Origin of the sequence: Sphingomonas sp. Leaf242 (genome assembly GCF_001422045.1) — a bacterium.
In the GTDB taxonomy this organism is placed as follows: domain Bacteria; phylum Pseudomonadota; class Alphaproteobacteria; order Sphingomonadales; family Sphingomonadaceae; genus Sphingomonas.
The window spans coordinates 398,133-423,526 of the sequence record NZ_LMLW01000008.1 but is presented as its reverse complement, the minus strand read 5'-3'; the positions used below and the strand labels follow the sequence as shown (position 1 = coordinate 423,526).

Here is a 25,394-nt window from a genome sequence, read left to right as displayed (position 1 = left end):
GCCTTCGCGTGAACAAAACCCCTTACTTCTCGCCTTCAAGCATCAACCGAGCCGTAGCCTTTGCGCTCCCGACAACCCCCGGAATCCCAGCACCCGGATGCGTCCCAGCGCCCACGAAGTACAAGTTCGGAATATGCTCGTCGCGATTATGCACGCGGAAATACGCGCTCTGCGTCAGCACCGGCTCCAGCGAGAACGCGCTACCCAGATGTGCATTCAGATCCTGTGCGAAATCCTTCGGCGCGTACGAGAATTTCGTCACGATCCGCTCATGGATATCCGGAATCAACCGCCGCCCGATCTCGTCGAGGATGCGCTTCTCCAAAATCGGCGCGATCTCGTCCCAATCCACCGGGAATTTCCCGAGATGGGGCACCGGCGCCAACGCGTAAAACGTCGAATGCCCCTCCGGCGCCAGCGAAGGATCGGTCACGGTCGGATGATGCAAATACAGCGAGAAATCCTCGCTCAGCACGCCGTGGTCGTAAATGTCCTCGAGCAGCCCCTTATAGCGCGGCCCGAAGAGGATCATGTGGTGCGGAATGCCCGGCCAGGTGCCCTTGATCCCGAAATGCACCACGAACAGCGACGGCGAATATTTCTTCCGCTCGAGCGACCCGGTCTTCCGCTTGGCACTGCGTGAGGTCGCCAGCAGGTCGCGATAGGTGTGCATGATGTCGCTGTTCGCCGCCACCGCATCCGCCTGACCCGACCAGCCGCTCGCCGTCGTCACGCCGGTCGCGCGATCGCCCAGAGTCTCGATCGACGTCACCGGATCGTCGAGCCGCAGCACACCGCCCAGCCGTTCGAACTGAGTCACCAGCGCCGCCACCAGCCGATTGGTCCCGCCGCGCGCGAACCACACCCCGCCGTCGCGCTCCAGCTTGTGGATCAGCGCATAGATCGCGCTCGTCGTCATCGGATTGCCGCCGACCAGCAGCGTATGGAAGCTCAACGCCTCGCGCAGCTTCTCCGACTTCACGAAGCTCGACACGATCGAATAGACCGATCGCCACGCCTGGTATTTCGCCAGCGCCGGCGCCGCCTTGATCATCGACCCGAAGTCGAGGAACGCGACATGCCCGAGCTTCTCATAGCCCTCATGGAAGACCCCCGCCGAATAGTGCAGGAATTTCTCGTATCCCGCCCAGTCGCCGGGATGCAGCTTCTCGATCTCGGCGCGCATCTGGACGTCGTCGTTGCTGTAATCGAAATTCGTCCCGTCGGGCCAGTTCAGCCGGTAGAACGGCAGCACCGGATCGAGCGTCACGTCCGCGCTCATGTCGCGCCCGCTCAGCGCCCACAGCTCGCGCAGGCAATCCGGATCGGTGATCACCGTCGGCCCGGCATCGAAGGTGAAGGTGCCTTCGTCGGTGGCGCGCTCCCAGAAATACCCACGCCCGCCCGGCTTATCGCGCGATTCGACGATCGTCGTCTGCACGCCCGCGGATTGCAGCCGGATCGCGAGCGCCAGCCCGCCAAATCCTGCGCCGATGACGATTGCGGTCTTCATGGTCTCATACTGCCTGCGATGGCGCGCACGGCGCGCGCGATGGGGACGGGGGGCTTGCCGGTCAGAACGCGCGCCTTGTCGGTCAGCGTCGAGCGTCCGGCATAGAAGCGACCGATCAGGGCCGGCGACAGGCGATAGAAGCGTTCGAGGATGCGATAGCGTTCCTCGGGCTCCGACGCGCGGAACAACATCGTGTCGAGCATCCGGTAGAAGCCGCGGCTTTTCCACGTCGCCCGCGCCATCGCCTGCGTCGCGTCGTGAAGGGTCGTGCCGGAGAAATCGGTGAGACGCGCCAGCATCGACGCCGTCCGCACCGCGTCGGGCAGCGAATACCCCGTGGTCGGATGGAACATCCCCGCACGCATCCCGGCCTTGGCGACATGCGCGCCGCCAGAGCGCCAATACGCCTCGAAATCGCCGCCCATCGCGACCGGCAGCACGCCCGATTCCACGCGCGCCGCCTGCGCCACCGCCCAGCCGCGCGCCTCGGCATAATCATGGACGCGGGTCGTGAGCGTCTCGACGTCGAGGTCGGGGGTGTCGCTGTAATAGGTGTCCTCGACGAACATCCGGTCGTCGGCCAGCGGCAGGCAATAGACGAAGCGATAGCCATCGATCTGCGGCACGGTCGCGTCCATCACGATCGGCGTGGGGCTGCCGTGCGGCGCCTTCAGCACCAGTTCGCGCCCGACGAACTTCTGCCATGCCAGATCGAGAAGCGACAGGTCGCCCGGGCCTCGCACGTCGATCACGCCCTTGGCTTCGATCCGGTCTCCATCCGCGAGCACCACCGCGGTCGGACTCGCGCCCGACACTTTCCGCCCAAGCATCAGCGCATCCGCGGGGAGCACGCGGCGTACCTCGCGGTCGAGCCGCTCGCTCTCGATCGAATAATAGGTCGCGTCGATCGTCCGCGCATGCGCCGGAAACCGCACGTCGTAGCCGCGCCAGGCATGCACCACGAGCGGAGCGACGATCCAGCGATCGCCTTGCGCTACGTCGCTGCCGAAGAACGACCAGAGATGATTGCCGCCGACCACCGGCGCGGCGTCGATAAGCCGCACGTCCAACGCCGGATGCCTGGCCTTGAGCGCCAGCGCGATCATCCCGCCGGCCAAACCCGCGCCAACGATCGCGACGTCGCAGGAGATCGTCGATGCCATCTGCTCGGACTAGCGCAAAGCAGCGAGCACGAAAACAACCTTTCCGAAGCAATCGCAGCCGAAGACAACCTGCGTTGCCGGGAGTGTGGGGGAGGCGAGGGAGGCGGGGGGGGCAGACAGGAAAGGATAACCTACCGATCCTCCCCCGCAAGGGGGAGGTGGCAGGCGCTTGTCTGACGGAGGGGGAGGGCAGGGAAACCGAGGTTCCGTATCCTCCCCCTCCGTCGCCTTCGGCGACACCTCCCCCTGGCGGGGGAGGATCAAACGATCGATCATTGCGACGCCTGAACCGTGCGATCCGTACGAATAGGAAAAGCCCAACCTGCTCCCCTCCCTGGAAGGGAGGGGCTGGGGGTGGGTCGGCTTCCGCAAGTTCGAACGCGCGCGGCTAAGGGGGGACTGGCTTCCGCATACCGGAACGCGAGTGGTTCAAGCTGGCCGACCCACCCCCGACCCCTCCCTTCCAGGGAGGGGAGAGTGCGCGGCGACAGATACCCTTTCACCAAGATACCTCTTAGACAGTACGAATGGCCACATCCGCTCCCACCTTAACTACCGCCCGGCTAACCCTAACCGCCCACACTGCCACCGACCTCGAAGACTGCGCCACGATGTGGACCGACCCGCGCGTCTACGCGATGATCGGCGGTCAGCCGCGCACCCGCGAGGACGTCTGGATCCGCCTGCTCCGATCGATCGGCCAGTGGACGCTGTTCGGCTACGGCAGCTGGATCGCCCGCGACACCGCCACAGGCCACCTCATCGGCGAGCTCGGCCTGATCGAGGCCCGCCGCGCGATCGAGCCCTCGATCGACGCGACTCCCGAAGTCGGCTGGACGCTCACCGGCGACGCGCAAGGCAAGGGCTACGCCTCCGAAGCGCTCGCCGCGATCCTCGCCTGGACCGACGCGCGCATCCCCGCGACGACCTGCATCATCGATCCCGCCAACGCCCCCTCGATCCGGCTCGCCGAGCGCCTCGGCTACCGCCTGCGCACGACGGGCACGTACCGCGACGCGCCGATCCTGATCTTCGACCGCGCCGCGCCCGGCGCTATTTCTGCGCGGTGACGACCGGCGTCTGCACCGACGCGATCGGCATCGGATCGCCCGCCCGGTCATAGAACGCCATCAACACCAGCCCCAACGCCAGGATGCTGCCGGCGATCACGTATATCAGCCTTTTGTGGTCCTTGCCCGTATCGCGGCCAATATTCCGCCCCGTATCCCCGCGCGCGGCGCTATGGTTTGCCATGCATCACTCTCCGAATTGGCAGGTCATCCTGCTCTAGGGAAGGAAGCTATCAGGATTCCACGCACTGCATAGAGCCTATTGCAATGCCAGGATTTTCCAGGACTTGGCCTGCGCCGTCACCTCGCAGAACAGAGCAGCATACGTGATCGCGTCCATGCTGCGAAATATCCGCTCACAGCCCCGTCGCCCGACCGACCGCCAACGGATGCTGTGGTACTTGCGCTACGGGTCCCGGCAATTCCGATCCCCGTCGGCATGCCAGGTTTGGCGATGACGGTCGCGACGGGTATGGGCGGAGGCTATCATGTGGTGCGGGAGGTTTTCCCGCGGTTCATGTGGCGGAGAGCAATGGGGACACGGCCGATCACGGTCGGTCGCCATCGGCGACATCATGAACGATACGGGTGCAAACATGGCCATCATTTCCGAACCTGGGATCGGCTCTGCGACACCGGCGAACACGGTGTTGAAGACTGGGCGGACCATGCCGAAGCGGCTGTACGGCGCGGCGAGTCTCGGCGCGGTGTGGATGATGCTGGCCGCGACCGCGCCGGTCACGCGGCTCGACGTCGAGGTCGACAATCTGCGCTCGGCGAAGGGCACGATCCGGATCTGCCTCACCGCCGATCCCGATAACTTCCCGGCCTGTGTCGACGATGCCAACGCGATGACCCGGTCGATCCCGGCCAGCGTCCATGCGACCAGCTTCCCCGGTCTGCCGCAACGCGCCTATGCGCTCGCGATCATCCACGACGAGAACAACAACGCCAAGCTCGATACGATCGCCGGCATCCCGCGCGAGGGCTATGGCTTCTCCCGCAATGCCGCGGTCCGGTTCGGCCCGCCGCGCTTTTCCGCCGCCGAGTTCACGCTCGCCGGTGATGCCGATATGCAACAGGTAAAAATGCGTTACATCTTCTGAACGATCGTCACGGACCGAATTCGGTTTCCCCGCGTTGCGCCGTGGAACCTTTTTGTCCGGAGCTTTTTCCTTGCGCGCATTCACTCTCTTTACGTCTGCCGCAATCGCGGTGCTCCTGACCGCCACGCCTGCGCTCGCGCAGACTGACCCCAACCCGTCGCCGCCGATCACCAGTGCGCGTGACAACAACCGCGTGACGGTCGCGGTCGGCGTTGCGTCGCTGCCCGATTACGATGGTGCAGACAGCAACGACTTCTCGCCCGTCGGCGCGGTGATCGGCACGGTGCGCGGCCATGACTTCTTCACCCGCGGCACGCAGCTGTACGTCAACCTGATCCCCAACACGGGCAACGTCGGCATCAACTACGAACTCGGCGTCATCGGCGGCATTCGTACCGATCGTACCGGCAAGGTCGACAACCGCCAGGTCCGCGCGCTTGGCAAGATCGACACCGCGTACGAAGTCGGCGGCTATGTCGGCATCGGCAAGACCGGCGTCATCACCAGCGATTACGACACGCTCACCGCACGCGTAGCCTATGTCCACGACGTTTCGGACACTTATGACAGCTATGTCATCACGCCGCAGATCAACTACACGACGCCGCTGTCGGTCCGTACGCTCGTCTCGATGGGCGTGTCCGGCGATTACGTCGGTAAGGGCTTTGGCCGCACCTATTCGGCGGTGACGCCGATCGGCACGCTGAACAGCGGGCTGCGCACCTACGACGTCAACGACAGCGGCTTTCGCGAGATCAACGCGTCGCTGTTCGTGGTGCAGAGCCTGTCGGGCGATCTTCGCCACGGCTTCGGCGTCGGCGCCGGCGTGCTCTACGGTCGCCTGCTCGGCAAGTACAAGGACAGCCCGATCGTCGCCGATGTCGGCTCGGCGGATCAGTGGATGGGTGCGGTCGGCCTGACCTACACCTTCTGATCCCAACCTGACCGGGTCTGTTTCGGCAGGCTCGCAGGTCTTGCGAATAAATCACCCGCCCGGCGCATCCGGGCGGGTTTTTCGTGCGTACCTCGTTGTGGACTGGACTTTGTGATTACGGACCTTAAACCGTCATATGTCGCGATTAAGTCAATAAGAACAATACGATACTCGACCGTATCACCCACAAGGGGAGGACCCTGCCATGACCGAGAGCATGCACCTGATCGAAGCCCTCGATGCGCGCGTAGAGCGACGCAGCGAGCGCCGGGAGTTCTTCAAGAACGCGCTCGGCGCGGCGGCGATCACCGCGGCCGGCGCGACCGCATTGTCCTTCTCCAGCGCGGCATCGGCACAGACGATCACCGACGCGGATGTCCTGAACTTCGCGCTCAATCTCGAATATCTCGAGGCGCAGTTCTACTCCTACGCCGCCTACGGCACCGGTCTCGACAACAGCCTGTTGTCCGGCACCGGCCAGCAGGGCGCGGTTCTCGGCGGTCGCCAGGTCACCTTCACCGACCCGATCGTCCAGCAATATGCGCGTGAGATCGCGCAGGACGAGATCGCCCACGTCAAGTTCCTCCGCTCGGCGCTCGGCAACTCCGCCGTCGCGCAGCCGGCGATCGACGTCAGCGTCTCGCCGACCAGCGCCTTCTCGACCGCCGCGCAGGCTGCAGGGTTGGTTCCCGCCGGCACCGCGTTCGACCCCTATTTCTCCGACGAGAACTTCCTGCTCGGCGCGTTCATTTTCGAAGACGTCGGCGTGACCGCCTACAAGGGCGCCGCCCCGCTGCTCACCAGCAAGGCGTATCTCGAGGCTGCCGCCGGCCTGCTCGCGGTCGAGGCGTATCACGCCGCGATCGTCCGCACGACGCTCTACGGCAAGGGTATCGACACGCCGGCGCTACGCACCTCGGCGGATGCGATCTCGAAGGCGCGCGACAGCCTCGACGGCGGTGGCGCGAACACGGTGATGTTCGGTGCCGGCGATCTCGATCAGGGCATCTCGCCCTACAGTCAGACGCCGACCAACCTCGCGACGACGCAGGTCGCGGTCACGACGTCGAACATCGTCCCGCTCGATGCGAACGGCATCGCGTACAGCCGCTCGACCAGCCAAGTGCTGAACATCGTGTATCTCAACAGCGGTGCAGCCTCGGCAGGCGGGTTCTACCCGTCGGGCATGAACGGCAACATCAAGACGAGCGTCGCGGCGAGCTGATCCAGCCCAACGCCCTTCGCTTTCTTCGCTATTCAGGGGATTAACCCAATGACCGACATCAAGAATACGCTCGAGATCTTCGACGCGATCGAAACCCGCCGCAACGAACGCCGCAGCTTCCTCCGGTTCGCCGGCGGCAGCGCGGTCGCGCTCGGCGGTGCCTCGCTGCTCGCCGCCTGTGGTGGTGACGACAACGACAGCGTGACGCCGGCCCCGACCCCCACGCCGACCCCGGCAACCGGTGTGACCGACCCGGACGTGCTGAACTTCGCGCTCAACCTCGAATATCTCGAAGCGCAGTTCTACGCCTATGCTGCGTTCGGCGTCGGCCTCAACGCCAACCTGCTGACCGGCGTCGGCACGCAGGGCGCGGTCGTCACCGGCACCGGTGCCGGCTTCCCGCGCCAGGTCGCCTTCCAGGATGTCGTCGTCCAGCAATATGCGCGTGAGATCGCGATCGACGAAGTCGCGCACGTCGCGTTCCTGCGCAGTGCACTCGGTGCGTCCGCCGCAGCGCAGCCCGCGATCAACATCTCGGGCGGCACCGCCGCCGCTCCCGGCGCGTTCAGCCTCGCGGCCCGCGCGGCAGGCGTGGTCGATGCGAACACCGGCGTGTTCGACCCCTATGCCGACGACAACAGCTTCCTGCTTGGCGCGTACATCTTCGAGGACGTCGGCGTCTCGGCCTACAAGGGCGCGGCCCCGCTGATCAGCAACAAGACCTATCTCGAGGCCGCTGCCGGCATCCTCGCCGCCGAGGCCTATCATGCCGGTCTGATCCGGACGATCCTGTACCGCAAGGGTCTGCAGACGCCGAACCCGATCACGGCGCTGATCACCAACGCGAACAAGATCAGCGACGCGCGCGACAGCCTCGACGGCACCGTCACCAACGCGACGACCGGCGTGATCGGCGACGACGACCAGGGCATCACCGGGTCGGACGCGACGATCTCGAACATCGTCCCGACCGATGCCAACGGGCTTGCCTACAGCCGTTCGACCGGCCAGGTGCTCAACATCGTCTACCTCAGCAAGGCCGCGGTCTCGCTCGGCGGCTTCTTCCCCGCCGGCGTCAACGGCTCGATCCGGACGTCTGCGGCAAACGCTTAGGGCGGCTTGCGCCAAGCTGGCGCAAGACTCGCCTAAGCGCGGCCAGCGCAGCACAGCACGCCACAAGGCGTAGCTTTGCTACGACTGACGGCGCGCGGAGTGAAAGAAAAGGCCGTTGCCCCACCCAGGGCAGCGGCCTTTCTACTGCGTGCATACGCTCGATCCTCCCCCGCCAGGGGGAGGTGGCACCGAAGGTGACGGAGGGGGAGGACACGGAGCATAGGTTTACCCTTACCGCCCCCTTCGTTTGGCAAGCGCCAGCCACCTCCCCCTGGCGGGGGAGGATCGCAAGAGCCGCCGCCCCCCGCCGTTCGCCCGGCACCCCCACCACCAAGTTTCCCATTGCACCCCACCCCAACCCCCCTATGCTCACCCCACCCCGGGGGAGCGCTTATCCGCGCTTGAGAGGAAGGCAGGAGCCTTCGACCCGCTGAACCTGATCCGGTTGATACCGGCGGAGGGAGGGAGCGGTCGCCACAGAACCGCAATCCTTGCTCCGAGACCCGTAGGAGCAAGCGCATGGCCATCGATACGCAATCCAAGACTGACATCGGCGTAACCACCGGCCCGATCCGAGGCTCCCGGAAAATCCACGTAGCGGTCCCCTCCAGCCCCGACGTCCGCGTCGCCATGCGCGAGATCGTCCTAGACCCAAGCTGCTCCGAACCCCCGTTACGCGTCTACGACACCAGCGGCCCCTACACCGACCCCCGCGCGACAATCGACATCAACGCCGGCCTCCCCCAACTCCGCCGCGCCTGGATCGAAGCCCGAGGCGACGTGGAATCCTACGAAGCCCGAGAACTCCGCCCCGAAGACAACGGCCAGCTAGGCCCAGACCGCTCCGGCGGCGTCCCCCAGTTCCCCGCCACCATCAAGCGCCCCCTCCGCGCCAAGCCAGGCGCCAACGTCAGCCAGATGCACTACGCCCGCCGCGGCATCATCACCCCCGAAATGGAATACGTTGCCACCCGGGAAAACCTCGGCCGCGCGATACTGAAAGACTACAAGCGAGACGGCGAATCCTTCGGCGCGCAGATCCCCGACTTCGTAACCCCCGAATTCGTCCGCGACGAGATCGCCCGCGGTCGCGCGATCATCCCCAACAACATCAACCACCCCGAATCCGAACCGATGGCGATCGGCCGCAACTTCCTCGTCAAGATCAACGCCAACATCGGCAACAGCGCGGTCGCCAGCAACGTCGCCGCCGAAGTCGACAAGCTCGTCTGGTCGATCCGCTGGGGCGCGGACACGGTGATGGACCTCAGCACCGGCCGCAACATCCACGACACCCGCGAATGGATCCTCCGCAACTCGCCCGTCCCGATCGGCACCGTCCCCATCTACCAGGCGCTCGAAAAGGTCGGTGGCATCGCCGAGGACCTCACCTGGGAGATTTTCCGCGACACCCTCATCGAGCAGGCCGAACAGGGCGTCGATTACTTCACGATCCACGCCGGCGTGCGCCTCGCCTACATCCCGATGACCGCGAAACGTGTCACCGGCATCGTCTCGCGCGGCGGCTCGATCATGGCGAAATGGTGCCTCAGCCACCACAAGGAGAGCTTCCTCTACGAGCGCTTCGACGAGATCACCGAGATCATGAAGGCGTACGACATCGCCTACAGTCTCGGCGACGGCCTGCGTCCCGGCAGCATCGCCGACGCCAACGACGAAGCGCAGTTCAGCGAACTCTACACGCTAGGCGAACTCACGCATCGCGCCTGGAAGAGCGACGTCCAGGTCATGATCGAAGGCCCCGGCCACGTCCCGATGCACAAGATCAAGGAGAACATGGACAAGCAACTCGAAGTCTGCGGCGAAGCCCCCTTCTACACTTTAGGGCCGCTCACGACGGACATAGCCCCCGGCTACGACCACATCACCAGCGGCATCGGCGCCGCGATGATCGGCTGGTACGGCACCGCGATGCTCTGCTACGTCACGCCGAAAGAGCACCTAGGCCTCCCCGACCGCGACGACGTCAAGGTCGGCGTAGTCACCTACAAACTAGCCGCCCACGCCGCCGACCTGGCAAAGGGCCACCCCGCCGCCCAGATGCGCGACGACGCCCTCAGCCGCGCACGCTTCGAGTTCCGCTGGAGAGACCAGTTCAACCTCTCCCTCGACCCCGACACCGCCGAACACTACCACGACCAGACGTTGCCAGCCGAGGGCGCCAAGACCGCCCATTTCTGCTCGATGTGCGGCCCCAAATTCTGCTCGATGAAGATCACCCAAGAGGTACGCGATTTCGCGGCGAAACAGAACGCGCCGGCCGATACGTTCCTAGCGGCGGACGTGGCGGGCGGAACCGCCGACATCGACCGAGCACTATTTGCCAATGTTGTGCATGCTGACGCTGAAAGAGGCATGGACGAAATGAGTAAAGCGTTTCGCGCGAAAGGCGCGGAGGTTTACTTCAGGTTGTAACCTGCGTATCCGCTTAGGGATGTCAAAAGTCGCTGTCCTATCTGGCACCGTTGCAGGTAACTTGCCCAGTGCTGGCAATGAAGGTCAAGGTGATCGTTTGGTCATCCTAGAAACAAAGTATGATGGCTTGAAAGATCAGCTGTCGATGCAGTCGGCCGCGAACGATAGGTTGGAAATTATACTGGCGTGCTTCGGTATACTTGTCACAATTATAATAATCTATTTCGCATTTAAAACTGAAAAATCGGCAATTCAAGCTGCGACCACAGCAGCTAAAGACGAACTACTTATTAGTCGAAATGAGATAGATGAGATTTTAAAAAGTGCCAGGCTTGCTGAAGAAAAAATGAGCAATGCATTACTAGAAATAGAAGGTCACAAGCAAGTAGCGGCATCTGATGTGAGAACTATTAGGGCCAATAGAGATCAAGTAGTTCAATTGCCTAAGACAAATGGGAAGGATCGCGAATGACGGTCAATTTATTTTTTGATCGATCCGAGCGACTTTTTGATGAGGATGAATTCGCCTCTGAACTAGAGCAGGCTCTCGAGGTCGAAAATCACTATTTGGCACTAGATTATGCGATAATTCTCAAAGCATTTTCGCAGTCGGAGAAATTAGCGCTTCGGGGTATCGAGGTCGAAGCTCTGTGCTTTGATGAGATGGGTAAGCATGATTTGGAAATCCAAGCATACGACGAAGCACTATTTCGATTTGGAGATAGCAGCGACCCTTTTGTTCATGAAACGGTTACTCGTCTCTTGATGAATAAGGCAATTACACTGAGTAGCAGTGAGAAGGTTGTCGATGCTCTTGCCGTTTATGACCAAGTGATCAAGCGCCTTAAGGCAGAAGACAGCGATCCCGCGAGAGAGAGATTAGCGCGGACGCTGTATAATCGTGCAGTAAATCTTAAGATTAACGGTCGAGTGGAGTCGGCCACGCGTGAACTGATAGCTCTAATAGCAGATTTCGAAATTTACAAGCCAGCGTTTTCTACGGTTGCGAAATCTTTGCGAGCGTTAGCTTGGATTTACGTAGAGCGAGAGCAGTATCACAAAGCGCTGGATATTTATGATCAGTATATGGCTTACACAAATAAGCATGAAGGACTGGATTTAGAAGAAGTCATTCCCATGAAGGTGAACCGCGCTACTGTTCTGACACATCTCGATAGAGCGGATGATGCTCTTGCTGAATATGAACAGATTCTCTCTGATAGCGAGGGTGCTAAATCTTTCAACGTCGCGCGCCAAATTGCATATTCCCTTTATAACAAGGCAAGTATATTAGTTGATCAGCAGCGCATATCGGAGGCTAGGGGCGCCTTGCAAAGATTAATCAGAGACTTTTCGGACAGTTCTGATAGTGAGGCAAGTAGTTCTGCAAAGGACGGATTGAGGTTGCTTGAAAGTATTAATGCATCGGAGTCCAGCGCTGCAAACAAACCTAAGTCGTAATAAATTTCGAAACCATCTATTATAGAGACTATATATTTTCGACAGTGTTAACCCCAGCGCAACTGGTGCGTCTCGTTCTCTTAATCCATTCGAACTGCACACATCATTGTTCCGCTTGAGCGAGACGGTAAATTTATCGAATCTCTCTTAATAATATATCGGCTTCCCCGCACCTGGGCATTACCCAACCGACACATCCGGTAGACCAACCGGTGCCTATCGGTGATACGCTGCGACGTCGATACGTCAGGTTCTGTCGCAACGGCTATGGCCTGCCCGTGCCGGTGAACGGGTGTCGGCTGCATCCTTTTGATCAGGACATTGATCCGTCGCAGGACCTTGGCGTCGGCCTACTGGCGGTAGAGATATTCGGACCAGCCTTCCGGATCGGAAACGACCTTCAAAGCTGAATGAGCGCGTGCTCTTCGCTTTCGCTGGCATCAAACCGTGCGATCCCGTCCAACAGCCGCTTCGCATTTGCCGGCGACGCCATCAAATGCAGCGTCTCCTCCATCCCGGCCCATTCGCTCGCCAAGATCAGCACGACATTCTCGCCGCGCTGGCGCGTGATCATCACGGGCGCGCGGTCGGCGACGACCTTGTCGATCACGGACTTCAGGTTCTCGCGCGCGTCGGAATAGGTCACGGTTTGCATAGGGCAAGGATGCGCGACATTCTGCTCGATGTCGAGAATGTCGGCTGTCGTGACGGATGCCCTCGCGCCACACCCTCTCCACAAAAAGTCCAACACCCCATGCAAACGCTGTCCTACACGCCGCCCGCCTGATCCGCTCCGGCCATGACCAAACCCACGCGCACGCGCGCTCGCCGCGATGTCATGCCCGACATCGCCCCCGCTCTCGAACCGGCCGCCCCCAAGCCCACCGCACGGACCACCGCGATGACCATCATCGAGGCCGAGCATCTCCCGACCGTCGAGGACTTCGACCTCGCCGAATACGACTGGGTCCCCGTCCGCAGGAAGGTGCGGCACGATGGCTGGACGGTGGCGACGCAGCAGGCGTTCATCGGCGTGCTGGCGGATACCGGCTCGGTCACGCAGGCCGCGATCGAAGTGAACATGTCGGCGACCTCGTGCTACCGCCTGCGCCGCGCGGCCGATGGCGCGGCGTTCGCGGCGGCGTGGGATGCGGCGGTGCAGACCGCGTCGCTGCGGCTGGTCGATCTCGCCTTCGACCGCGCGATCAACGGATCGCCCGAGCCGGTGTTCGATCGCGACGGCAACCGCGTCGGCCAGCGCATCCGCTACAACGATCGCCTGCTGATGTTCCTCCTGCGCGCGCACCAACCCGATCGCTATCGCACCCCCGGCCAGTCGCCTGCGCCGGCGCCCATCCCGGTACCGCCGGTCGAGACCACGCTCGCCGCGCTCGCGCCGCCGATGCCCGTCGAACCGCACCGCCTGATGGCCCCCGAGGCGCTGGCGACGGCGCTCACAGTCGCCGATATTCGCGCCGAACCCGTGGCCAGGCCCCGTCCCGCGCCACCCGATCCCTCACCGCTCGGCCCGAATTTCGAGGCGCAGCTTGCGGCGGCCAAGGCGACGATCCCGCCGAAATATCCGGAAAGGGTCCGCGCCGAAGACGAAGGTGAGGATGACCATGAAGGTCGCGGTCGGCGCCGTTTCCGAGCGTAACTTTATCGTGACCTTTGGCGCCGGCCGTCTCCCGACCTATCGCTTCCGAACGAACTCCGCGCGCAGCACCAGCCCCTTGATCCCCTCGTACCGGCAGTCGATCTCCTGCGCGTCGCCGGTCAGCCGGATCGACTTGATCAGCGTGCCGCGCTTCAGCGTCTGCCCCGCGCCCTTCACGGTCAGGTCCTTGATCAGCGTCACCTGGTCGCCATCCGCCAGCACGTTGCCGACCGAATCGCGCACCACGACCGCGCCGTCGTCCGCCGCCACCGCGGTCGCAGAACCGCCCGCAACCCACTCGCCGGTCGCTTCGTCGTAAGTGTATTCGTCGCTCATCAGTCAGTCTCCGGCAGCGCCCAGTCGATCGGAGGGCGCGCGTTGGTTTCGAGAAAGGCGTTGGCCCGGCTGAACGGCCGCGATCCGAAGAACCCGGTCCGCGCCGCCAGCGGCGAAGGATGCGCGGACGCGATCACCAGATGCCGCCCGCCCTTGCTCACATCGTCGACGAACGCCGCCTTCTTCTGCGCATACGCCCCCCACAGCAGGAACACGACCGGTTTGTCCTGCGCGCTCACCGCCGCGATTACCGCATCGGTAAACCGCTCCCATCCCCGCTTCTGGTGCGACGCCGCGTCGCCCATCCGCACGCTCAGCACCGCGTTGAGCAACAGCACGCCCTGCGCCGCCCAATGATCGAGCATGCCGTGGCGTGCCCGCGGGATCCCGAGATCCGCCTCCAGCTCCTTATAGATATTCACCAAGCTAGGCGGCGTCCGCACGCCTTGGCGCACCGAGAAGCTGAGCCCGTGCGCCTGCCCCTCGCCATGATACGGATCCTGGCCCAGGATCACGACCCGCACCTGATCGAGCGGCGTCAGTTCCAGCGCCCGAAACCGGTCCGCATCCTCCGGGAAGATCCGCGCCCCCGCCGCCCGCTCGGCCTCCAGAAACGCATCGAGCTCGCGCATGTACGGCGCGTCGAACTCGGGGGCGAGCGACTGCCAGCTTGGCGGGAGCGTATGATCGATCATCCCCGCCGCATGTCGGACAGGGCAGGGCAGTGTCAATCGCCACCCCTCTTGTTCCCCCGCGAAGGCGGGGGCCCAGGATCACACACGACGCCGCCCGAGATCCTGGACCCCCGCCTCCGCGGGGGAACCGGATCACCAAAGGCTCGCACAACCCGAACCGCTCTCTTATATGCGCCGCCATGACCGAGATCACCGTCGCCGCGCTGCAGCTGGGCTTCACGCCCAACATCGACCGCAACATCGCCAATGTGTCGCGCCTCGTCCACGAGGCCGCCGCGAAAGGCGCGCAGGTCATCCTGCCGCCCGAGCTGTTCGAAGGCGAGTATTTCTGCCGCGTCGAGGACGAGGGCCTCTTCGCCAATGCCGCCCCGGTCGGCGAGCACAAGGCGGTGCTCGCGATGCAGGCGCTCGCCGAGGCGCTCAAGGTCACCATCCCGACCAGCTTCTTCGAGGCGGACGGCCCGCATCATTACAACAGCCTGGCCATGATCGGCCCCGACGGCAACATCCAGGGCGTCTACCGCAAGAGCCACATCCCCGACGGCCCCGGCTATGAGGAAAAGTTCTACTTCCGCCCCGGCAACACCGGTTTCAAGGTCTGGCCCCACCCCGCGGGCAAGCTGGGCGTCGGCGTCTGCTGGGACCAATGGTATCCGGAGACGGCGCGCGCGATGATGCTGATGGGCGCGGAAGTCCTGTTCTACCCGACCGCGATCGGCAGTGAGCCGCACGACACGTCGCTCGACACCGCAAGGCTGTGGCGCCGCGCCATGGTCGGCCACGCGGTCAGCAACGTCGTCCCTATCGTCGCCGCCAACCGCGTCGGCGTCGAGCACGGCCAGACCTTCTACGGCACCAGCTTCATCGCCGACGAGCGCGGCGACATCCTCGCTGAGCTAGGCCGCGACGACGAAGGCGTTATCACCGCGACGATCGACCTCGACATCGTCAAGCGCCACCGCGCCGCCTTCGGCTTCTTCCGCGACCGTCGCCCCGACCTGTACGGCCGCCTGGTCCAGGACATCTGACGCTCCGATCCTCCCCCTAGCGGGGGAGGATTAGAACCAAGCCAGCCCAGCCAGCAACGCCCCCACCAGCGCAGCAGCCCCCGCAACCCACAGCAACCACCGCCGCCCGGTCAGCGCGGTAATCGACGCCAGCGCGATCGCCACCTGGATCGCGGTCACCGCCAGCGCCAGCTTCGTATGCGGCCGCAGCGCTTCGTCCGACTCGCCATCCGCCGCCGCCGATCGCCGATCGAGCGTCTCCGCCTCCCGCTTCAACGCCGTCCCCCGCGCCTTGTACCGCGCGATATCCGCCCGGTGCGTCGCCATCTGCGTCGCACCGAACCCGGGCGGCGCGAGGTCGACCTCCATCTGCGCGATATGCCGCTTCAAATCCTCCGCCTGGTAGTATCCCCACGCATCCGACGCCTGCGCCTTGATCAGCACCGCCTCGTTCTTGTGGAGCAGCGCCTCGTTCTGCGTATGCCCGCCGAGGAAACTGGTCACCGCCGCCAGCGTCGCCAGGATCGCGGTGAACAAAGCGATCCGCTGGTCGAACGCTTCCCCGCCGGCCGCGCGTTCCTCCGATAGCTGCTCATGCAACCCGCGCACTTCGAAATCATCATCCATGTTGGCCGCTATAGCCCTCCGCGCGTGACTGGACGCTGATGATCGCGTGACATAGTCGTCAGCGCGCCATGATCCGCCCTCGCTCGATACTGCTCGCTCTCGCGCTCCTTACCGGCTGCGCAACGCCGTCGATAAAGACCTTTCCGCTGAGCAATCATTTCAACGGCACGCGCTTCTTCAACCCCGACGGCGTGCAGGGCAGCACCGGCGAGCAGAAGCAGGGCCCGGTCGCGCTGCTCCGAAATCTCGTAAAGCCCCCCTATCGGAGCTGGCCCGAAGTCCCCGTAACCCCGACGCGGCCCCCGGCCCGGGTCGAGGGCCAGACGATGCGCGTCACCTGGATCGGCCATTCGACCGTGCTGGTGCAGACGCAAGGACTCAACATCCTGACCGATCCGATGTGGCTCGAGCGCTCGTCCCCGGTCCAGTTCGTCGGCGTGAAGCGAGTCCGCCGACCCGGCGTGCGTATCGCGGACCTGCCCAAGATCGACCTGATCCTGCTCAGCCACAACCACCGCGATCATCTCGACATGCGTGCGATGCGAACGCTCTGGCACCGCGATAAGCCACTGATCGTGACCGGCCTCGGCAACGACCAGATCCTCGCACGCAGCGGTATCCGTGCGGTCGCGCGCGACTGGGGCGGGCGGGTGGCGTTGCGTCCCGGCATCGACGTGATCGTCGACCGCGCGCATCATTGGAGCGAATACGATCCCGGCGACCGCGACAAGACGTTATGGGCGGGCTTCACCGTGACGCTACCCGGTGGAAACCTGTATTTCGCGGGCGACACCGGCCCGGGCGACATGCGCTGGGCGACCGAAGCGCGCGCAGCAGGGCCGGCCCGCCTCGCGATCCTGCCGATCGGCGCGTATCATTTCGCGGGGCACGAGACCGACAACCACATTGGTCCGGATCAGGCGGTGACGGCGTTCGAACAGCTCGACGCGGCGTACGCGATCGGTGTCCACTGGGGCACGTTCGAACTGACGTCAGAGGGTATCAACGAACCGCCCGAGCACCTCCGCGCCGCGCTGATCCGCGAACACATCCCCGCGAACCGCTTCCGCACGCCAGAGGCCGGCGAGCCCTGGGTGATCGAGTAAAGCGCTGCCAACCCACGCCGTCATCCTGACGAAAGTCAGGATCCAGAGCCAAGCAGCGCCGTGTACTGTTATCCTGGATCCTGACTTTCGTCAGGATGACGAAGAGGGCTTCAAACCGCCCCGCGCAACTCCAGCGCGCGCTTGAACACCGCGTCGAACATCTCCGCGGTCAGCACGCCCGTATTCACGTTGTACCGCGAGCAGTGGAAGCTATCGATCAGGATGCGTCCATCGGGCATCACATGCTCGGCGCCGTGCGCGAACCGAGCCTTGGGCAACCGCCCGCCGAGCATCTTCACCGCCGACTGATGCGCGATATGCCCCAGCGCGACGAACACGCGGGCGGTCGGCACCGCATCCGCCTGCGTCTCGAGGAACGGCCGGCACGTGCGGATTTCCTCGGGCGTCGGCTTGTTCTCGGGCGGCAGGCACTTCACCGCGTTGAGGATGATCGCGCCGTCCAGCGCCAGCCCGTCCTCGGCCTTCGCACCATAAGTCCCCGTCGCAAGCCCGAACCGCCCAAGCGTCTCGTACAGGAACTGCCCCGCATAATCGCCGGTGAACGCGCGCCCGGTCCGGTTCGCGCCATGCTTCCCAGGCGCGAGGCCGATGATGCCGAGCCAAGCAGCCGGATCCCCGAACGCAGGGACGGGCGCGTTCCACCAGGTCGGGAACTCGGTCCGCAACTGCTCGCGCACGCCGACGAGGCGCGGGCAGAGCGGGCAGTCATGCGGCGGCTCGGTCTCGGGCAACGCGGAGACAGGCGCGAAGACCGTCGTTACGTCGATCTCGTCGGCCGAGTCGGTTGCGTGCTCGGGAAGCTCGGAGGTGTAAGGTGTGGAATCCATGGGATTGCGCTAGGCGGACCAAATGTCGCCTGCAACCCCGCTCCCACCGATCGCGCAGGCCGCGACCACCTACGCGATCGCGCTCGGCTCGAACCGACGTGGTCGCCACGGCGCCCCAGAACGCGAGATCGCCGCCGCTTTGGAAACCCTCGGCACTGTCGTCGCACGGTCGCCGACCGTAGCCAGCGCACCGCTCGGTCCCTCGAACCGCCGCTACGCCAACGCCGTCGCGCTGATCGAAACGCAGGAGGACCCCACCGCGCTGCTGGTCCGCCTCAAACGGATCGAGCGCGCGTTCGGCCGTCGCCCCGGCCGCCGCTGGGGCAGCCGCGTCATCGACCTCGACATCGTACTCTGGTCCGGCGGCGCCTGGTCGTCACCCGGGCTCACGGTTCCCCACGCCGCGTTTCGCACCCGCAGCTTCGTCCTCGGGCCCCTCGCCGGCCTGATCCCGACATGGCGCGATCCGCTGACCGGCAGAACGATACGGCAATTGGCGCAATCGGTTGACCGAAAGCGGCCACGCGATTAGGTGCGCGGTCCACGATGGCGGGGGTCCGTAGCTCAGTTGGTAGAGCAAGCGACTTTTAATCGAGAGGTCCCGGGTTCGAGCCCCGGCGGACCCACCATCGATGCCTCGGGCGTTGCGCCGAGCAGGCGGCGGCATGTCCCGGCGATTCTCGCGGGCGCATCCGTCGCGGCCGTCGGCATCATCTTCATCCTGCTGGTCGGTCTCGCGGTAGATCATTGGCCGTTCGCATTCGATCGCGCGATCATCCTCGGCCTGCGCGCCTGGCACGGGCCGTCCTGGCTGCCGAACGTCGCGATCGACGTCACCGCGCTGGGCGGCGGCATCGTGCTGACGATCGTGGTGGTCGTCGTCACGGGTCTGTTGATCGTTCAACGGCTATGGCTGACCGCACTGGCGACGCTGGCCGCGAGCATCACCGGCGGTCTGATCGTGGATTTCGTCAAGGCGCAGGTCAACCGCCCGCGCCCCGACATCGTCGAGCACCTCGTCACCGTCTCGAACATGAGCTTCCCGAGCGGGCATTCGGCGAACAGCGCGATCGTGTATCTCACGCTCGCCGGGCTCGCCTCGCAGGTGACGGAGAACCGCGCGACCCGGCGCTATCTGCTGATCGTCGCGATCCTGCTGGTCGGTGCGATCGGTTGCAGCCGCGTGTATCTCGGCGTCCACTGGCCGAGCGACGTGCTGGCCGGGTGGAGCTTCGGCACGCTCTGGGCGCTCGCCTGGTGGCTCGCCACCGCGCGCGTGCGCGAATCAATCGGCGGCGAGCGCTAGCAGCGCCTTCGCCGCCTTCAAATGCGGTGCGTCGACCATCCTGCCCTCCAACTGGAGCGCACCCGCACCCGGATTAGCGGCGAACAGGTCGACGATCGCTTGTGCCTTCGCGCGCTCTTCGAGCGATGGCGTGAAGGCGGCGTTGATCACCGCGACCTGGCTCGGGTGGATCGCCATCATCCCCGTAAACCCGTCACGCCGCCCGCGCGCGGCATAGGCGGCAAGCCCGTCCAGATCGCGAAAGTCGGGATAGACCGTCTCGATCGCCGCCACCCCCGCCGCATGCGCGCCGAACAGCGTCAGCGACCGCGCGAGTTGGTATGGCGCAGTGTACGATCCATCCGCCTCGCGCGAGGTCGCCGCACCGATCGCGGCTGGCAGGTCCTCTGCCCCCCAGGTCAGCCCGACCAGCCGGTTCGTGATGCTGCCATAGCTGCCGAGCGCGAAGATCGCCGCGGGCGTCTCGGTCGCGATCGGCAGGATGGCAATGTCGCCGCTCAGCCGAGCATCGAGCGCGGCTAGCGATGCGCCGCCCTCGGCCTTGGGCAGCATGATGCCATCGGGCTTGCCGGGGAGCACCGCCGCGAGATCGTCATCCGCCAGCCCGGAGTCGAGCGGGTTGATCCGCACGAACAGCGGCACCGTCCGAGGCTCGGCGAGAAACGCGGCGACATGCGCGCGAGCCGCCACTTTGCCGGCGGGCGCGACCGAATCCTCCAGGTCGAGGATCAGCACGTCCGCCCCCAGCCCGAGCGCCTTGACCATCCGCTCGGGCCGGTCTCCCGGCACGAACAGCAGCGAGCGGAGTCTCACCGCCCCTTCTCGGCGAGCGCACGTTCCCACGCCAGCGCATCGCGGACGATCCCGTCGAGATCGGCATGCCGCGGCGTCCAGTCGAGCGTCTCCAGGATCGCGCGATTGTCCGATATCAGCATCGCCGGATCGCCCGCGCGACGCCCTTCGAGACGACGTTCGATCGTCCGGTTGGTAACCTTGTCGACCGCATCGAGCACCTCGAGCACCGAGAAGCCCTTGCCATAGCCCGCGTTGAGCGTGTGGCTCTTGGCAGGGTCCGCGACCAGGACTTCCAGCGCGGCGACATGCGCGGCGGCTAGGTCGGTCACATGGATGTAATCGCGCACACCGGTACCGTCGGGCGTGTCGAAATCGGTGCCGTAGACGCCGACCGCGTCGCGCTTGCCGGTCGCGGCCTCGACCGCGATCTTGATCAGGTGGGTGGCACCGACCGTCGACTGGCCGCTGCGCCCCTGCGGATCCGCACCGGCGACGTTGAAGTAGCGTAGCGCCGCATAGTTCATCGGATGCGCCGCGGCGACATCGCGCAGCATCGCCTCGGTCATCAGCTTCGACATGCCGTACGGGTTGATCGGCACGGTCGGATCGCCCTCCGCGACCGGCACCTTTTCAGGCGTGCCATAGGTCGCGGCGGTCGACGAGAAGATGAAGTGCGGCACGCCCTCGACCACCGCGCTCTCGATCAGTGCGCGGCTCGCGGCGGTGTTGTTGCGGTAATATTTGAGCGGATCGCTGACCGACTCGGGGACCACGACCGAGCCGGCGAAGTGCATGATCGCCTTGACGTTGTGCTCGCGGATAGCTGCGCGGACCTTCGCATCGTCGGCGACGTTCGCCTCTACGAGTGCGGCGCGGGCGTCGACCGCCCAGTCGAACCCGGTGACCAGATTGTCGAGCACGACGACGTCGTAGCCCGCGTCGAGCAGCGCCAGTACCGCGTGGCTGCCGATATACCCGGCGCCGCCGGTGACCATAACCTTACCATCGATCATACGCGTCTCCTCTTTGTTGCGCGGTAGCGACTTCCTATCTTGGGAGAAAGGAGATCGTGATGACGGATTATGTAACGCTCGCTGGCGGCTGCTTCTGGTGCACCGAAGCGGTATTCAAGGACGTGATCGGCGTGAAGAGCGCCGAAAGCGGCTATATCGGCGGGCACGTGCCCAACCCGAGCTACAAGCAGGTGTGCGGCGGCGACACCGGCCATGCCGAGGCGATCCGCATCGGGTTCGACCCCGAGCAGCTGAAGCTCGGCGACCTGCTCGACATCTTCTTCGCAACGCACGACGCGACGACGCTCAACCGGCAGGGCAACGACGTCGGCACGCAGTACCGCTCGGCGATGTTTCCCGCGGACGATGCGCAGAAAGCGGAGATGGAAGCGGCGCTGGCACGCGCGCAGGCCGACTCGCCCAAGCCGATCGTTACGACGATCGAGCCGATGGACACGTGGTATGAGGCCGAGGGCTATCACCAGGATTACTGGGAAACCTCGGGCCGCTCGAACCCGTATTGCATGGCGGTGATCCCCCCCAAGCTGCAGAAGCTGCGCAAGAGCTTCGCCGCGCGGTCCAAGGCGGCGGTGAACGCGTAAGACAGAATGGGTTCACGCGAAGGCGCGAAGGCGCAAAGATGATGGGATTTGATAGGCCCGTCCCGGCCTATCGAAAGATTCAAAATCTCTTCGCGCCTTTGCGCCTTCGCGTGAACCACTCTTCTTTCAACGATGCGCAGCACGGCGAAGACGGTCGTTGATCGCTTCGCCGATACCGTCGATCGGGATCGGCGCGATGGCGATCTTCGGACGATCATTCGCATCGGCGGCGTGAAGCAGGTCGAACAGCTTCGCCGCGGCTTCGACTAGGTCGTTTGTGCCAGATAGCGTGACGTCTCCCCCGACGTCACCAAACCCGATCAACCACTCGCTCACGGCAGCCTCGGTCGCATTCAACCGGAGCGGCTTGCTTGGCGCATAATGGCTCTCGAGCTGCCCCGGCGCCGTCACCCCAAGCTCACTCCCCCCCGGCGAAGGCCGGGGCCCAATTGGGGGACGCTCGTGATCAGCGCTGCGCCCGGTTACATCCGACGTTCCAATTGGGCCCCGGCCTTCGCCGGGGGGGTGTTGAAGGTGCTGGCGGATCGCTTCAGCCGTAACGGGCCCCGGCCGTAGCACCGTCCGCCCAGCCACGATCGTCGACTCCAACCCCGCCTCGGTAGCCCCATCGTCGATAATCAACGGCACGTTCCCCCCGAGACTCCCCGCAACATGCGCAGCGCTAGTCGGTGAAATCCCCCCACTCGCATTGGCCGAAGGCGCCGCCAACGGCCGCCCCGACGCCGCGATCAAGTCCTGCATAGCCCGATGCCGAGGCACCCGGATTGCGATCGTATCCAACCCCGCCGTCACCAGCGATGCGATCCCCGAATCCCCCCTGACCGGCAACACCAATGTCAGCGGCCCCGGCCAGAACGCCTCGGCCAGCGTCAACGCCTCCGCATCGAACACCGCGATGTGCTCCGCCGCCGCCAGGTCCGCCACATGCACGATCAGCGGATTGAAACTCGGGCGGCCCTTGGCCGCATAAATCCGCGCCACCGCCTCCGCATTCGTGGCGTCCGCCGCGAGCCCATACACCGTCTCGGTCGGCACCGCGACGATCCCGCCGTCGCGAATCAGTGCGGCGGCTTCGGCGATCGCGGCCGTGCCGTAGGGTAAAATCCGAGGGTGTGGACGGGTCATTCCACAGGCGTATAGCGGGTCCAAACCGTAGCGATAAGAGGATGCGATGGCCTTCACTCCAGCAACCACCGAACAGCGTTTCGTGCTCGACCATGTCGTGCGGATCGGCGAGATCGCCGCAACCGAACGCTATGCCGCCGCCAGCGACGACGTCGTCGATGCGGTCCTCGAAGGCGTTGGGCAATTGGCGTCGGGCGAATGGGCCCCGCTCAACCGCACCGGCGACACCGTCGGCGCGAAGTGGACCCCCGACGGCGTGGTCATGCCCGCCGGTTTCACGCAGGCGTACAAGGATTATGTCGAGGGCGGCTGGGGCGGAATCGGCGTCGAGGAAGAATGGGGCGGACAGGGCCTGCCGTTCGCGATCCAGACCGCAGTGCTCGACACGCTCGGCTCTGCCAACATGGGCTTTGCGCTCTGCCCGACGCTGACCGTCGGCGCGATCGAGGCGCTCCAGCATCACGGCAGCCCCGAGCAGCAGGCGCTCTACCTCCCCCATCTCGCGACCGGCGAATGGACCGGCACGATGAACCTCACCGAGCCGCAGGCAGGCTCCGACGTCGGCGCTCTCCGCGCGACCGCCACCCCGCTCGGCGACGGCAAATGGTCGATCAAGGGCACCAAGATCTACATCTCGTTCGGCGACCACGACATGGCGCCGAACATCGTCCACCTCGTCCTCGCGCGGACCCCCGGCGCCCCCGCTGGTACGAAGGGCATCTCGCTGTTCCTCGTCCCCAAGTTCCGCCTGAACGAAGACGGTACCCCCGGCGACTTCAACGACGTCCGCGTCGTCTCGATCGAGCACAAGATGGGCCTCCATGCCTCGCCGACCTGCGTGCTGAGCTTCGGCGACAACGACGACTGCATCGGCGAGCTGATCGGCGCGGAGCTCGGCGGCATCCGCGCGATGTTCACGATGATGAACAACGCGCGGTTGAACGTCGGCCTCCAGGGCGTGCAGGTCGCCGAGGGCGCGACCCAAGGCGCGGTCGCCTACGCGCTCGACCGCGTGCAGTCGGCGCGCGCCGGTTCGCCAAGCAAGGACTCGGTCAAGATCGTCGAGCATCCCGACGTCCGCCGCATGCTGATGCGGATGAAGGCGCAGACCCAGGCCGCACGCGCGCTCGTCTACTACGCGGCAGGGCAGGTCGATCGCGCCAATCTCGGCGACCGCGCCGCGCGGAATCGCTTGGAACTCGTCACGCCGCTAGCGAAGGCGCACGGCACCGATCTCGGCAACGAAGTCGCATCGCTCGGCATCCAGGTCCACGGCGGCATGGGCTATGTCGAGGAAACCGGCGCCGCGCAGTATTTCCGCGATGCCCGCATCACGCCGATCTACGAGGGCACCAACGGCATCCAGGCGGCGGACCTGGTCGGGCGGAAACTCGGCCTCGACAACGGCGGCGCATTCGCCACGCTGATCGCCGACATCCGCGCGGAAGCGAAGGACGAGCGGCTCCTAGCGCTGGTCGATGCCTGCGAAGCGATCGGGCGGAAGCTCGCCACCGCGGATGCCGACGACAAGCTCGCCGCGAGCTACCCGTTCCTCACGATGCTGTCGGTCGCGACCTGTGGCTGGCTGATGGAACGGCAGGGCAGCGTCGCCGGCACCGACGATTTCGGCCGGATGAAGACGGCAGCGGTGCGCTTCTACCTCGACCAGATCGTCCCCGAAGCGATGGGCCTCAACGCCGCCGCCAATGCGAGCGCAGCGGTGCTCTACTCGATCGAAGCGGACCTGTTCGCGGCCTGAGGCGCTCCGCCACTTTGCAGTGTGCAGCCGTCGTCAGGCCGGGCGTCACGGTTCATACGCCAAGCAACGGTTGGTCCACTGACACTGACCCCCGGCCTCCGTCATCCTGACGAAAGTCAGGATCCAGAGCCACAAGCGGTAACGCGTATGGCTCTGGATCCTGGGTCGAGCCCAGGATGACGGGCGGGTTTGAGTGACGACAATTCTCCAGACCGATCATGCAAACGCGCCGCCCCTCGCGATCCTCCCCCGCAAGGGGGAGGTGGCACCGAAGGTGACGGAGGGGGAGGACGCGCAACGACGGTGATGCCTTACCGCCCCCTCCGTCTGGCAAGCGCCAGCCACCTCCCCCTTGCGGGGGAAGATCGACGTCCAGCGCCTCTAGTCGTGCCAGCCTCAAACCACACCATCATGCCGGACTCGTTCCGGCATTCACCGTTCCGCAGATCCGAGGGAAATGAGAACGCGGAACGGTG

The 25,394-nt window shown here is 64.8% G+C and carries 27 protein-coding genes, 1 tRNA gene and 1 riboswitch; of the genes, 16 read left to right on the top strand and 12 right to left on the bottom strand.

All coding sequences use genetic code 11. The annotated features are described in order from the left end of the window. Positions 1 to 22: 22 nt before the first annotated feature. Both ASF09_RS09880 and crtY read right to left on the bottom strand, forming a co-directional pair. On the bottom strand, positions 23 to 1,513 hold the full coding sequence (locus ASF09_RS09880; protein WP_060526057.1) for a phytoene desaturase: 1,491 nt from the start codon (positions 1,511 to 1,513) through the stop codon (positions 23 to 25). Further along, complete coding sequence (crtY, locus tag ASF09_RS09875; protein ID WP_060526056.1) at positions 1,510 to 2,676, bottom strand: lycopene beta-cyclase CrtY; 1,167 nt, start codon at positions 2,674 to 2,676, stop codon at positions 1,510 to 1,512. The genes ASF09_RS09880 and crtY overlap by 4 nt, the downstream gene beginning before the upstream one ends. Positions 2,677 to 3,203: 527 nt before the next feature. Here crtY and ASF09_RS09870 point away from each other — a divergent pair. Continuing rightward, positions 3,204 to 3,746, top strand: coding sequence for a GNAT family N-acetyltransferase (locus ASF09_RS09870; RefSeq protein ID WP_060526055.1), 543 nt, complete (start codon positions 3,204 to 3,206; stop codon positions 3,744 to 3,746). On the opposite strand, the gene ASF09_RS09865 is transcribed toward ASF09_RS09870, so the two are convergent. Beyond that, the gene (locus tag ASF09_RS09865; protein ID WP_060526054.1) at positions 3,730 to 3,930 is read right to left on the bottom strand and encodes a hypothetical protein; all 201 of its coding nucleotides are present in this window, start codon (positions 3,928 to 3,930) and stop codon (positions 3,730 to 3,732) included. The two genes, ASF09_RS09870 and ASF09_RS09865, sit on opposite strands and share 17 nt — an antisense overlap. 412 nt (positions 3,931 to 4,342) lie before the next feature. Here ASF09_RS09865 and ASF09_RS09860 point away from each other — a divergent pair, with 412 nt between their 5' ends. From ASF09_RS09860 to ASF09_RS09835, 7 genes are all read left to right on the top strand, one after another. Further along, positions 4,343 to 4,852: a DUF2141 domain-containing protein gene (locus ASF09_RS09860; RefSeq protein WP_235529776.1), complete on the top strand. Its 510-nt coding sequence runs from the start codon at positions 4,343 to 4,345 to the stop codon at positions 4,850 to 4,852. A 70-nt stretch (positions 4,853 to 4,922) separates the two neighbouring features. After that, positions 4,923 to 5,786 carry a MipA/OmpV family protein gene (locus ASF09_RS09855; RefSeq protein WP_231420597.1) on the top strand — a complete coding sequence of 288 codons (864 nt, stop codon included), beginning with the start codon at positions 4,923 to 4,925 and terminating at the stop codon, positions 5,784 to 5,786. Between the two features lie 205 nt (positions 5,787 to 5,991). Further along, complete coding sequence (locus ASF09_RS09850; protein WP_060526053.1) at positions 5,992 to 7,011, top strand: ferritin-like domain-containing protein; 1,020 nt, start codon at positions 5,992 to 5,994, stop codon at positions 7,009 to 7,011. Between the two features lie 48 nt (positions 7,012 to 7,059). Then, positions 7,060 to 8,124, top strand: a complete 1,065-nt coding sequence (locus tag ASF09_RS09845) for a ferritin-like domain-containing protein (protein WP_060526052.1) — start codon at positions 7,060 to 7,062, stop codon at positions 8,122 to 8,124. 370 nt (positions 8,125 to 8,494) lie between these two features. Continuing rightward, a riboswitch (TPP riboswitch) is annotated at positions 8,495 to 8,604 on the top strand. Between the two features lie 39 nt (positions 8,605 to 8,643). Beyond that, positions 8,644 to 10,560: a phosphomethylpyrimidine synthase ThiC gene (gene thiC, locus ASF09_RS09840; protein ID WP_060526051.1), complete on the top strand. Its 1,917-nt coding sequence runs from the start codon at positions 8,644 to 8,646 to the stop codon at positions 10,558 to 10,560. 19 nt (positions 10,561 to 10,579) lie between these two features. Then, the gene (locus ASF09_RS20290) at positions 10,580 to 11,032 is read left to right on the top strand and encodes a hypothetical protein (protein WP_156359306.1); all 453 of its coding nucleotides are present in this window, start codon (positions 10,580 to 10,582) and stop codon (positions 11,030 to 11,032) included. Further along, entirely contained in the window at positions 11,029 to 12,021 is a 993-nt protein-coding gene (locus ASF09_RS09835) for a tetratricopeptide repeat protein (RefSeq protein WP_060526050.1), read from the top strand. Before ASF09_RS20290 ends, ASF09_RS09835 begins: the two co-directional genes overlap by 4 nt. Positions 12,022 to 12,101: 80 nt before the next feature. Here ASF09_RS09835 and ASF09_RS21225 read toward each other — a convergent pair whose 3' ends face one another. After that, positions 12,102 to 12,356: a hypothetical protein gene (locus ASF09_RS21225; RefSeq protein ID WP_443025005.1), complete on the bottom strand. Its 255-nt coding sequence runs from the start codon at positions 12,354 to 12,356 to the stop codon at positions 12,102 to 12,104. A 65-nt stretch (positions 12,357 to 12,421) separates the two neighbouring features. Continuing rightward, positions 12,422 to 12,676, bottom strand: coding sequence for a type II toxin-antitoxin system Phd/YefM family antitoxin (locus tag ASF09_RS09830; protein WP_060526049.1), 255 nt, complete (start codon positions 12,674 to 12,676; stop codon positions 12,422 to 12,424). 144 nt (positions 12,677 to 12,820) lie between these two features. On the opposite strand from ASF09_RS09830, the gene ASF09_RS09825 reads away from it, so the two are divergent. After that, positions 12,821 to 13,678 (top strand): hypothetical protein, encoded by an 858-nt coding sequence (locus ASF09_RS09825; protein ID WP_060526048.1) that lies wholly within the window; start codon positions 12,821 to 12,823, stop codon positions 13,676 to 13,678. Between the two features lie 36 nt (positions 13,679 to 13,714). Here ASF09_RS09825 and ASF09_RS09820 read toward each other — a convergent pair whose 3' ends face one another. After that, a complete protein-coding gene (locus tag ASF09_RS09820; protein WP_060526047.1) occupies positions 13,715 to 14,014 on the bottom strand; it encodes an alkylphosphonate utilization protein in 300 nt (99 codons plus the stop codon). Next, positions 14,014 to 14,709 carry a uracil-DNA glycosylase gene (gene ung / locus ASF09_RS09815; RefSeq protein WP_060526046.1) on the bottom strand — a complete coding sequence of 232 codons (696 nt, stop codon included), beginning with the start codon at positions 14,707 to 14,709 and terminating at the stop codon, positions 14,014 to 14,016. Before ung ends, ASF09_RS09820 begins: the two co-directional genes overlap by 1 nt. Positions 14,710 to 14,888: 179 nt before the next feature. Here ung and aguB point away from each other — a divergent pair, with 179 nt between their 5' ends. Next, positions 14,889 to 15,737, top strand: a complete 849-nt coding sequence (gene aguB / locus ASF09_RS09810; protein WP_060526045.1) for an N-carbamoylputrescine amidase — start codon at positions 14,889 to 14,891, stop codon at positions 15,735 to 15,737. A 30-nt stretch (positions 15,738 to 15,767) separates the two neighbouring features. On the opposite strand, the gene ASF09_RS09805 is transcribed toward aguB, so the two are convergent. Further along, positions 15,768 to 16,343 (bottom strand): DUF4337 domain-containing protein, encoded by a 576-nt coding sequence (locus tag ASF09_RS09805; RefSeq protein WP_060526044.1) that lies wholly within the window; start codon positions 16,341 to 16,343, stop codon positions 15,768 to 15,770. A 68-nt stretch (positions 16,344 to 16,411) separates the two neighbouring features. On the opposite strand from ASF09_RS09805, the gene ASF09_RS09800 reads away from it, so the two are divergent. Next, entirely contained in the window at positions 16,412 to 17,449 is a 1,038-nt protein-coding gene (locus ASF09_RS09800; RefSeq protein ID WP_060526043.1) for an MBL fold metallo-hydrolase, read from the top strand. A gap of 110 nt (positions 17,450 to 17,559) precedes the next feature. Here ASF09_RS09800 and ASF09_RS09795 read toward each other — a convergent pair whose 3' ends face one another. After that, complete coding sequence (locus tag ASF09_RS09795) at positions 17,560 to 18,297, bottom strand: uracil-DNA glycosylase (RefSeq protein WP_082444222.1); 738 nt, start codon at positions 18,295 to 18,297, stop codon at positions 17,560 to 17,562. A gap of 22 nt (positions 18,298 to 18,319) precedes the next feature. Between ASF09_RS09795 and folK the strand changes: the two genes are divergently transcribed. The 3 genes from folK (at position 18,320) to ASF09_RS09780 (ending at position 19,603) form a co-directional block, all read left to right on the top strand. Beyond that, positions 18,320 to 18,829 carry a 2-amino-4-hydroxy-6-hydroxymethyldihydropteridine diphosphokinase gene (folK, locus tag ASF09_RS09790; protein WP_060526042.1) on the top strand — a complete coding sequence of 170 codons (510 nt, stop codon included), beginning with the start codon at positions 18,320 to 18,322 and terminating at the stop codon, positions 18,827 to 18,829. A 21-nt stretch (positions 18,830 to 18,850) separates the two neighbouring features. Beyond that, positions 18,851 to 18,926, top strand: a tRNA-Lys gene (locus tag ASF09_RS09785). Between the two features lie 227 nt (positions 18,927 to 19,153). After that, a complete protein-coding gene (locus ASF09_RS09780; RefSeq protein ID WP_162237246.1) occupies positions 19,154 to 19,603 on the top strand; it encodes a phosphatase PAP2 family protein in 450 nt (149 codons plus the stop codon). On the opposite strand, the gene ASF09_RS09775 is transcribed toward ASF09_RS09780, so the two are convergent. After that, positions 19,583 to 20,416, bottom strand: coding sequence for an HpcH/HpaI aldolase/citrate lyase family protein (locus ASF09_RS09775; protein ID WP_060526040.1), 834 nt, complete (start codon positions 20,414 to 20,416; stop codon positions 19,583 to 19,585). The genes ASF09_RS09780 and ASF09_RS09775 overlap by 21 nt on opposite strands. Further along, positions 20,413 to 21,411 (bottom strand): UDP-glucose 4-epimerase GalE, encoded by a 999-nt coding sequence (galE, locus tag ASF09_RS09770; protein WP_060526038.1) that lies wholly within the window; start codon positions 21,409 to 21,411, stop codon positions 20,413 to 20,415. Before galE ends, ASF09_RS09775 begins: the two co-directional genes overlap by 4 nt. A gap of 59 nt (positions 21,412 to 21,470) precedes the next feature. Here galE and msrA point away from each other — a divergent pair, with 59 nt between their 5' ends. Then, positions 21,471 to 22,013, top strand: a complete 543-nt coding sequence (msrA, locus tag ASF09_RS09765) for a peptide-methionine (S)-S-oxide reductase MsrA (RefSeq protein ID WP_060526037.1) — start codon at positions 21,471 to 21,473, stop codon at positions 22,011 to 22,013. A 126-nt stretch (positions 22,014 to 22,139) separates the two neighbouring features. On the opposite strand, the gene ASF09_RS09760 is transcribed toward msrA, so the two are convergent. Next, a complete protein-coding gene (locus ASF09_RS09760) occupies positions 22,140 to 23,159 on the bottom strand; it encodes an L-threonylcarbamoyladenylate synthase (RefSeq protein WP_060526035.1) in 1,020 nt (339 codons plus the stop codon). 46 nt (positions 23,160 to 23,205) lie between these two features. On the opposite strand from ASF09_RS09760, the gene ASF09_RS09755 reads away from it, so the two are divergent. Next, on the top strand, positions 23,206 to 24,918 hold the full coding sequence (locus tag ASF09_RS09755; RefSeq protein WP_060526031.1) for an acyl-CoA dehydrogenase: 1,713 nt from the start codon (positions 23,206 to 23,208) through the stop codon (positions 24,916 to 24,918). Positions 24,919 to 25,394 lie beyond the last annotated feature (476 nt).